The following is an 8,927-nucleotide window of genomic DNA, read 5'->3' as shown; positions in this document are numbered from 1 at the left end:
CAGAGGGCAGCCTGACGACGAGCTACACCATCGCGCGGCGCTTCCGCGTGTGGAGCTACAGCGTGGGACACATGACGCTGGTGCTCCGCAGTCTCGCATCCACCGATGACGACGAAACGGTGGACGTCTGGTTCGACGGCGTTGCGGCGATGAACCTTCATCAGAGCTTTGAGCCGCTGACCATCCGGGCAGCCAGCCCGAAGGAACGTCGCACGCTCCTGGACGCCTCGGCGCGCGACATCTTCCCGCCGAATCGGCAGTCCACGCTGTGCCTGATCCTCGAATCAGCTCAGCCTGACGGCTTCGTCGTCTGCGCTCACGTCCGAGTCGTTGCAAGCCATGGCAGTACGCCCGGGGGACCCGAGGGACAAGAGCCTGACGCAGAGCGGCTCTTGTGGGCTGCTGGGCCGACGGGGAACCCCCGGCAGCCGCTCCGCTATCGGCTCTATGAAGCAGGAGAGCACCCTTAGGACCACCACGCCCTCGCCTGCCATTCCGAAGCGTCGCAGGCCTGACTGCTTCTCCACCGGCCTGTTCCAGCCCGGAGATGAAGGCCCTTGCGCCAAGCGTGGGGGCGGGTCCGCTGCGGTGCTGTGCCGAGCGGCGCAGGGGTTCCGCCTCCAAGGCCTTAGCCTGGCCGGGGCTTCGCCGGCTCGGCCAGGCGGTGCTGCTTGAACGTGCGCTGCCGGTGGGAGGGTTGGCGGTTGCGAGGGTTGTGGCCCGCTTGTGGCCGTGGTGGTCCGGGCTCGACGGGGTCTTCTTCGGCTTCGGTGGCGCCGTTGGCAGGTCGAAGATGGTCAGCGGCTCAGTGCTGAGGCCCGTCAGCGTGCCAGGGCCGCCCCGGCTGCTGTCAGTGGCCCCCGCGCTGTGGCGCGTCGCCGGTGTCTGACATGTGGGACATGACTGCCTGCGGGCCTTGGCGCGTCTGTGATCGCGGACACGGCCGCGGTTTCTCTATGTGAGGAAATCCGCGTCCGGGTCCAGGAGCCCGAGCCGCTTTTCGGCGCCGCACACGATGGCGTTACGAGCCGATGGAGCGGTGCGCGGTGGGGGATTCTCAGGGGTGTGGGGTGTGGACGTGCCCCGGTGTGTCTGGGTTTTTCCGGGCGCGTGTCGCGGACAGGGCGATGCCGGCGGCGGTCAGCAGCAGGCCGGCGGCGAGCCAGGGCCAGGGGGACCATTGGTCGGTGCAGGTCATGCCGCCGTCGGTTGGTGTGCAGGCCTCGCCGGGGCCGCCGGCGTTGGCGGCGGCGACCCACAGCAGGGGCAGCCCGAGCCCGGCCACCGCGCCGGGGAAGCTGTGCCGGGTGCGGGGGGAGCGGGCCAGGAGCACGGCGGCCACGAGGACGACCGGGGCGAGGAAGAGCCCGAAGCTGAGGATCGCCAGCAGCGAGAGCAGCGCGGCTGCCCCGACGGCGTACCAGGCGAGCCAGGGCAGGAACCAGGGCGGTTTGCGGGTCACGGACGCCTCCAGGGGGCCCTTGTCTTGTCGAGTCGGTCGAACAGTGCACGTGCGGGGGCCGGGTCGCCGTCCACGGCGGCCAGCAGCTCCAGTCCCAGGTACATCGCGACGACGGCGTGCGCGAGCTCGTCTGCGGGCAGCAGCCGCCCGAGCAGCGTGCCCCGCACCGCGTCGGAGGCGAACTCGCGCCAGGGGCGCAGTCGTTCGGCGACCTGGGGGCGCAGCTGCGGGTCGGTCTGCGCGGCGGCCAGCAGTTCCAGCAGGACGGCGGTGTGGCCCGCGGTCAGGTCTTCCTCGAAGACCTGCCGGGCGGCCTGGGCGAGCCCGCCCAGTCCCTTGGCGTCGTCCACGAGGGCCTGGTAGCGCGCCCGTCGTTGTTCGGCGACGTGGTCGAGGGCGGCGATGAGCAGGCCGTTGACGGAGCCGAAGTGGTAGAAGACCAGTGCCTGGTTGCAGCCGGCCCGGCCCGCGATCTCGCGTGCGCTGGCCTTGGCGTGGCCCACCTCCCGCAGGGTCGCGATCGCTCCGGCGATCAACGCCCGCCGTGTCTCCTGCGATGCCATCTCCCCACCCCCGTCCCGGTTTTGAGCGACTGCTCAAACTTTAGCGCACCGTCCAGGGCGCGGGGAACCGCGCGAGCAACACCACTGCTGGGGGAGCCGAGGGGAGGGCTGCGGCTGCGGCTGGGGCTTCGGGGTCGGGGTGTGGGGCTTTGCCCCCACGGCCTGGTCCTTTCCCGGGGGAGCCCCGGGGCGCTCGTGTGCTGCGTGGGGGGGTCTGGCGGTCCCCTGGAACGGCAGGGGTCTGCCAGGGATGGGCCCGGACAGCGACGCTCGAAGCACATCACCGGTGTTTCGACCGAAAGGGGTCACATCATGAAGCTGGGCAATCGCACGGTGCTGGTCGTCGGGGGTACCTCCGGCATCGGGTTGGGTCTCGCGCGCCGGTTCCAGGCCGCGGGCAACACCGTCATCGTCGGCGGCCGTAACACGGACCTGGTCGAGGGTCTGGAGACGGTGACGATGGACGTCACCAGCCCCGACTCGATCGCTGCCGCCCGCGACGAGGTGCTCGCCGCGCATCCCGAGCTCGACGTGGTGGTGACCATGTCCGGGGTGATGCTCATCGAGGATCTGTGGGACCCCGCGCACATCGCCGCCGCCGAGACCACGATCGCGGTCAACGTCCTCGGCACGATCCGCACCATCGACGCGTTCACCCCGCATCTGCTGGGGCGGGGGTCCGGGACGATCATGACCGTCTCGTCCGGGATCGGGTTCCTGCCGTTCCCGCTCATGCCCACCTACGGTGCTTCGAAGGCGGCGGTCCACGCCTACACCGAGTCGCTGCGCGCCCAGCTGGCCGGTACCGGCGTCGAGGTGACCGAGCTGGTGCCGCCGGCGGTCGCGACGACGCCGAAGCAGAAGGAGCTGAACCCGGCCGCCCTTGATCTCGACGCGTTCTTGGACGAGGTGTGGGCGTTGCTGGCGCAGGAGGCCACCCCGAACGAGATTCTCGTCGAGGCGGTCCGCCAGCACCGCTACGCCGAGCGGGAGGGCACTTACGCCGAGCTCGTGGAGCGCCGTTCCGCGTCGCTGAAGAACCTTCCGAACCGCTAGCCACCACGGTGTCGTGGGCGGAACGGGGCGGTACGGCGATGCCACCCCGCTCCGCCCGGCCCCTGCAGGAGCGCGGTGTCGTGGGCGGGGCGGGGCGGTACGGCGATACCACCGCGTTCCGCGTTCCGCCCGGCCCCTGCAGGAGCGCGGTGTCGTGGGCGGGGCGGGGCGGTACGGCGATACCACCGCGTTCCGCGTTCCGCCCGGCCCCTGCAGGAGCGCGGTGTCGTGGGCGGGACGGGGCGGTACGGCGATACCACCCCGTTCGGCGTTCCGCCTGGCCCCTGCACGAGACGACGCCGTGGGCGGGACGGGACGGGGCGGCGATGCCACCCCGTTCCGTGTTCCGCCCGGCCCCTGCGGGAGGCGACACACCGTCACTGCCGCACATCAGGTGCGGCGCAACCATGGAGGAGGAGTTCATGACGTCGAACGCGCACGGTCTGGTCGTGGGGTTCATCGGCCTGGGGGACCAGGGCCTTCCGATGGCGACAGCGATCGGCGAGGCCGGGTTCGCGGTGCACACCTGGGCGCGGCGGCCCACGTCGCTGGAGGTCGCGGAGGTGGCCGCGTTCACGGTGGCGCCGTCCGTTGAGGTTCTGGCCAGGGCCGCGGATGTGGTGGCGCTGTGCGTGTCCACCGATGAGGCGGTGCTCGCGCTTGCTGAGCAGATCTTTCCCGTGATGCGCCCCGGGGGCGTGCTGGTCAACCATGGCACCGGCACGCCGGAGACGGCGCGGCGGCTGGCGCGGCGGGGAGCCGGTCACGGTGTGGCCGTGCTCGACGCCCCGGTCAGCGGCGGCCGGCCGGGCGCGAAGGCGCGCACGCTGGTGACGCTCGTCGGCGGTGACGTGGCGGTGCTGGATCGGGTCCGCCCGGTGTTCGAGTCGTTCTCGGCTCATGTGCTCCACCTGGGCCCGGCCGGCAGCGGGCAGCAGGCGAAGCTGTTCAACAACGCGCTGATGCTGCTGAACCAGAACGCGATCGCCGATGTGCTGGCCCTGGCCGCCGGGACGGGCGCCAACGTGCCCGCCGTGGTCGACGCGCTCCGGCTGGGCAGCGCTGGCAGCCGCGCGCTGGAGCTGGTCGGCACGATGATCCGCCCGGACACGGCCGAACACCTCGCCGAGGTCGGCGTGCTCGACATGGAGCTCTTCGACCAGGCGCTGCGCGCCGACGGGGTCGACACCGAGATTCTCGACCGGGTCGTCGCCCTGGGCACCGACGGCGCGCGACGCGCTCCTGCCACCAGCCGGCTCCTGCCCTAAAGGCAGCAATCGCGTCGCGGCTCGCCGACCCCCGGTGCGCGCCGGCCCCCCGCCCGCGCGCACCGGACCAACCACCACACCCCCCAGTAACCGGAAGGGTTTCCCTCTCATGTCCCGCCTCAGCAACGCCTGGCGACCCGCTCTGTTCCTCGCCGCGGCGTCCGGCGCGGTGGCCGCGCTCACGGTCCCGGCCGTGGCCACGGCCGCGCCCGTCGACGGCCGCCCGGACGGCTCTTACGCGGTCACCGTCGACGGCGCCAACGCGTTCCCGGAGAGCATCGCGGCCGACTGCCGCTACGTGTACACGGGCAGCATCGCCGACGGCACCGTCTACCGGGGCCGGGTCGGGTCCACGACGCTCCAGCCGTTCCTGCCGGCCGGCCGGGACGGCCGCACCCAGGCCACCGGCATCAAGATCGACGGTGACCGGCTGCTGGTCGCCGGCGCCTTCACCGGGCAGTTCTTCGTCTACACCGACACCGGCAAGCTCGTCGCCCGCTACACGGTCCCCGATACCGGCGGGTGGACCCTCGTCAACGACGCGGCCGTCGCCTCGAACGGCGACGTCTACCTCACCGACTCCCTGCGGCCGGTGGTGTACCGGATCCCCGCCGCCGAGGTGAACGCCCCCGCCACCGGCGCGCAGCGAACTCTCCAGGTCGCCTACCGGCTTCCCGACTACGTGGCCGGCCAGTCCAACGGCAACGGCATCGTCACCGGCCCGGACGGCACGTCCCTGATCATCGGCTACTGGTCCACCGGCGCCCTGTACCGGCTCACCCTCGCCACCGGCGAGATTCGCAAGATCGACGCCCCGGCCCTGCCCAGCGCCGACGGCATGGTCCGTCAGGGGGACACCCTGTACCTCGCCCGCTCGGTCGCCAACGAGGTCGACACCGTGCGGCTCGAGGACGACGGCACCAAGGCCGCCCTCGTCTCCAAGCGCACCTACACCGGAGCCGACACCACGACCGGCGTCGCCCTCAGCGGCGACCGGCTCTGGGTCACCAACTCCCAGATGGACACCTACCTCTACGGCGACCCGCTGACCAGCCCGACGTTCACCGTCGAGAGCCTGCCCCTGCACTGACCGAGCACAGGGCCGAAACACCGACCCACGAAGGCTCGAACTGCCCTGCGTTGCACGGGCGGTCCACCGCAAGCCATCGAACCCCCAGCCAACCGGAGCGGGCATGACAGGGTCGCCGGGGGTCACGGGGCCCTCCTGGTGGGCGGATTGGACGGGCCGTCGCAGCGTCCACACATCCACCCGCTGCCGCGACGGCTCACAGGGCGGTGGCCGTCCATTGGTGCCTGCCGGCGCCCTGTCCGTCGAAGAACACACCCACGACCTGGGAAACCTGACCGGCCCTTAGCACCTGGGCCGCCACCGCTGGACCATCGAGCGCACCGTCGCATGGCTCGCCGGCTGCCGACGACTCCACCGCAGCTACGAGCGCAAGGCCGAGCACTTCCTCGCCTTCGCGGGCATCGCAGCCACACTCATCTGCTACCGACGGCTCAGCACCCTTCTGGCCTGGTAATTCGGTGGCGTGTAGCGCACCGACCGTCGACTGTGGTCACCGTGTCAGCACCCAAGCATCAGATCCGCGCCGTCTATACAGCCTCAACAGTGACCGTCTACCAGGCGTACGCACCGGAGATCGGCCTGCCCGCCGCACAGGACGGTCACTTTCCGGCGGCCTGGCAGAGGGACCGAATGACGTGGATCAAGCCGTCGTTCCTCTGGATGATGCATCGCTGCGGGTGGGCCAGCAAGGAGGGCCAGGAGACCGTCCTCGCGATTGAGATCACCCGTGAGGGCTTCGAGTGGGCCCTGGAACACGCCTGCCTGGCCCACTACGAGCACGGGCTGCATCCTGACCGCGCCGCCTGGAAACGCCAGTTGAAGCGAGCCCCAGCCCGAGTGCAATGGGATCCCGAACGAGACCTGCACCTGCAGCCGCTTCCGCACCGCTCCCTGCAACTTGGACTCACCGGCGAAGCGGCCCAGCTCTATGCACAGGACTGGATCGTCTCAATCAGTGACATCACGGGGCTCGCCCACTCGATCCACGCTCACGTGCGAGACGGGGCACTGGAAGCAGCCCAGCGGCTCCTGCCAGCAGAACGCCCCTATCCAGCGAGCGACAGCCTCTTGGCTCATCTGCGCGATTAGACCGCCCCTGGCCAATGGAGATGAGTTCTTAGGAGTGGGACGTGTGTGCGCCCCCGCTTCCAGGTGCGGGGAAGACAGCAGCGCCCCCTGTGCCAGGTGGAGGCCGGGGCACCACCCTGGGGGCCGGGCTGCCCCAGTCCAGCGGCGGGGCTCCGGTCGCCGGCGAGGACAGCAACCTTCCGATTGGCCGGAATAGCACGACAGGTGTCCCCCCGGCCACTCATTGGCCCCGGCCGGCACACGCCACTGTGTGGTGCGGCAGGGACGCGGTCCCCGCCGCACCACGAGCAAGAGATGAGAACCCACCCCATGAGCAAGCGACTCAACCTCGCCGCGACCGTGGCCGCCGCAGCGGCCGTCCTCGTATCGGCCCCCTACGCGTCGGCCGCCGCAGGGCCCGAACACCCCCAGCCGGTCGTCACCGCCGCCAGCACCCTCGCCCCGTTCGACTGGTCCGCCGGGGAGGTGCCGGAGAACATCACCGTCAACCCGGACAGCACCCTGACGGTCTCGATGCTCGGCAGCTACGCCGGCCAGCGGCCGGAGCTGGTCCGCCTGAGCGCCCACGGGCAGCACCGGACGGTGCTGGTGACCGGCGTCCTCGGCGACGGCTTCACCGGGAACACCCGCGGCAGCGACGGGACCGTCTACTACAACGTGTGGTCCAAGGACGCCTCCCGCGCAGGCGTGTGGAAGCTGCCCCCGGGCGGCCACCCCAGCCGCCTCGCGGCCCTGCCCGCGGACGGCCTGCCCAACGGGATCGCGATCGACCCCGCCGGACGGACCCTCTACGTCTCCGACAGCTACAAGGGCACGATCTGGGCCGTCCCGGTCGCCGGGGGCCAAGCCAGGACGTGGCTGACCGACCAGGCCCTCGCACCGGTCCCGACGGCCTCGATCCCGATCGGCGTCAACGGGCTGCGCTACCACCACGGGGCCGTGTGGGTCACCAACTTCAACCAGGGCACCCTGCTGCGGGTCCCGGTGACCGCCGCCGGGAAGGCCGGCCGGCTCCACCAGGTCGCCGACGGGGAGGTGGGCATCGACGACTTCAACTTCCTGTCCTCCCGCTCCGACATCGTGTTCGCCGCGGTGAACACGCAGAACAAGGTGGACGTGATCTACCCGAACGGCACCAAGGCCACCGTGCTCACGGCAGCCGACGGGCTGGCCAGCCCCACCGCCACCGCCGTGCGTGGCACCGACCTGTACATCACCGACGCCGGCCTCGCCACCCCGCACCACGCGCAGCTGCAAGTTGCCCGGATCAACCCCGACGGGTTGCAGGACAGCTGACCGTGCAGCGCCGCAACACCACGGCCTCACACCGCGACGCTCCCCGGCCTCGCCGGGGAGCGACGCCGGCACGCCGTCCGCACGCCGACCGAGCGCGGCAGCTGGATCGAGGACGCCCCGTGCAGGGACGATGCGCCAGAGATCCCGGCCCCGGGGCCGAGGGTGCGCCGTTACCGACGCAGACCGCGCACTCGGTCTCTTTCGCCCTCATGGAGCGCCTCGTGGGCATGGCCTTCGACCTCCGATGGCCGGATGCGCCGCTCCGGACGGTGCAGCCGGCACCGATCTCCACCCCTCTTCCCCGACCTCGACGCGGCATTGGCAGTGGAGTAGTGGGACCGACCCGGCAGGAGAAGCGCACTCATCGGAGTCGATCGACCAGTGCTCGTGAGGAACGCCGTAGGAGGCCGTGGGACGGCCAACCACGCCCAGGCTGATGGGATCGCACCATGGCCGCAGACGCCGGGGATGACGACGTCGCGTCGTGCCACACAGCCCTGAGCCGGGAGTCACGACAGCGGCGCCTGGCCGGAGCTGTCGTTGACGCCTGCTCGCAGGCCCCACGCGTCCAGACCGCAGGAGATCACCGCAGGGCGGGCCTGTGGCCAGGAGCAGGCCACGGCCTCCCCTGAACCGCATGACGGTGGCGCGAGCAAGGACGACGACTGCGGCTACCGGCTCGGCGGCAACCGCCGCGTGCCCGGCCTGCGCCGCGAAGAAGCCGCCCTGCTCGCCGGCATCGGTCCCGACTACTGGGGTGTTGACCGCATTTCCCCGCTGATGATTGCTCGATCTGGCGCGCTGAGGCGCGGCACGGGTTCGATCAAGGTGATGGGGGTGCATGACACGCCCCTTATTGTGCGTATCCACCACTCGGTTCGGCGAAGGGGAGCGTCAAGTGGGAACGAGCTACGAAGGTGCGTTGGTGCTGGCCGGAGTGGAGCCTGTTCGCAAGGCTCTGGTGGAAGGGGGCTGGCCGGCCATCGTCGCCCCTGTCGCGGAGGGACGCACCGCAGTACTTCCGCGGGAGGGCGAGTCCAACGTTGCCGATGTTGACGAACTCGGCTGAACGGAAAATCGATCCTCAGCCGGGCAGGCGGCAG

At 71.0% G+C, this 8,927-nt stretch carries 8 protein-coding genes and 1 pseudogene; 7 read left to right on the top strand and 2 right to left on the bottom strand.

The window, feature by feature from the left end:
* Positions 1–470 (top strand): hypothetical protein (locus ACFP3V_RS08325; RefSeq protein WP_380581424.1); only part of this gene is annotated, 470 nt, incomplete at its 5' end.
* Positions 471–1,057: 587 nt separating this feature from the next.
* Here the strand turns inward: ACFP3V_RS08325 and ACFP3V_RS08320 are convergent.
* Together ACFP3V_RS08320 and ACFP3V_RS08315 are read right to left on the bottom strand one after the other, a co-directional pair.
* Entirely contained in the window at positions 1,058–1,462 is a 405-nt protein-coding gene (locus tag ACFP3V_RS08320; protein ID WP_380581422.1) for a hypothetical protein, read from the bottom strand.
* Positions 1,459–2,025 (bottom strand): TetR/AcrR family transcriptional regulator, encoded by a 567-nt coding sequence (locus tag ACFP3V_RS08315; protein ID WP_380581420.1) that lies wholly within the window; start codon positions 2,023–2,025, stop codon positions 1,459–1,461. The genes ACFP3V_RS08320 and ACFP3V_RS08315 overlap by 4 nt, the downstream gene beginning before the upstream one ends.
* Positions 2,026–2,337: 312 nt before the next feature.
* Here ACFP3V_RS08315 and ACFP3V_RS08310 point away from each other — a divergent pair, with 312 nt between their 5' ends.
* The 6 genes and pseudogenes from ACFP3V_RS08310 (at position 2,338) to ACFP3V_RS08285 (ending at position 7,824) form a co-directional block, all read left to right on the top strand.
* Positions 2,338–3,081 carry an SDR family oxidoreductase gene (locus ACFP3V_RS08310; RefSeq protein WP_380581418.1) on the top strand — a complete coding sequence of 248 codons (744 nt, stop codon included), beginning with the start codon at positions 2,338–2,340 and terminating at the stop codon, positions 3,079–3,081.
* Between the two features lie 407 nt (positions 3,082–3,488).
* Entirely contained in the window at positions 3,489–4,349 is an 861-nt protein-coding gene (locus ACFP3V_RS08305) for an NAD(P)-dependent oxidoreductase (RefSeq protein WP_380581416.1), read from the top strand.
* Between the two features lie 109 nt (positions 4,350–4,458).
* The gene (locus tag ACFP3V_RS08300) at positions 4,459–5,439 is read left to right on the top strand and encodes an SMP-30/gluconolactonase/LRE family protein (protein ID WP_380581414.1); all 981 of its coding nucleotides are present in this window, start codon (positions 4,459–4,461) and stop codon (positions 5,437–5,439) included.
* Positions 5,440–5,728: 289 nt separating this feature from the next.
* A pseudogene (locus ACFP3V_RS08295) lies at positions 5,729–5,893 on the top strand (transposase); the annotation flags it as partial.
* A gap of 41 nt (positions 5,894–5,934) precedes the next feature.
* Positions 5,935–6,528, top strand: coding sequence for a DUF4291 domain-containing protein (locus ACFP3V_RS08290; protein ID WP_380581412.1), 594 nt, complete (start codon positions 5,935–5,937; stop codon positions 6,526–6,528).
* A gap of 309 nt (positions 6,529–6,837) precedes the next feature.
* Positions 6,838–7,824, top strand: coding sequence for a hypothetical protein (locus tag ACFP3V_RS08285; RefSeq protein ID WP_380581410.1), 987 nt, complete (start codon positions 6,838–6,840; stop codon positions 7,822–7,824).
* The last annotated feature ends 1,103 nt before the right edge of the window (positions 7,825–8,927 follow it).

It is taken from the genome of Streptacidiphilus monticola, from assembly GCF_042658505.1.
Lineage (GTDB): Bacteria > Actinomycetota > Actinomycetes > Streptomycetales > Streptomycetaceae > Streptacidiphilus > Streptacidiphilus monticola.
Note: the sequence above shows the minus strand (reverse complement) of the source record. Positions and strands in the feature narration are given on the sequence as shown.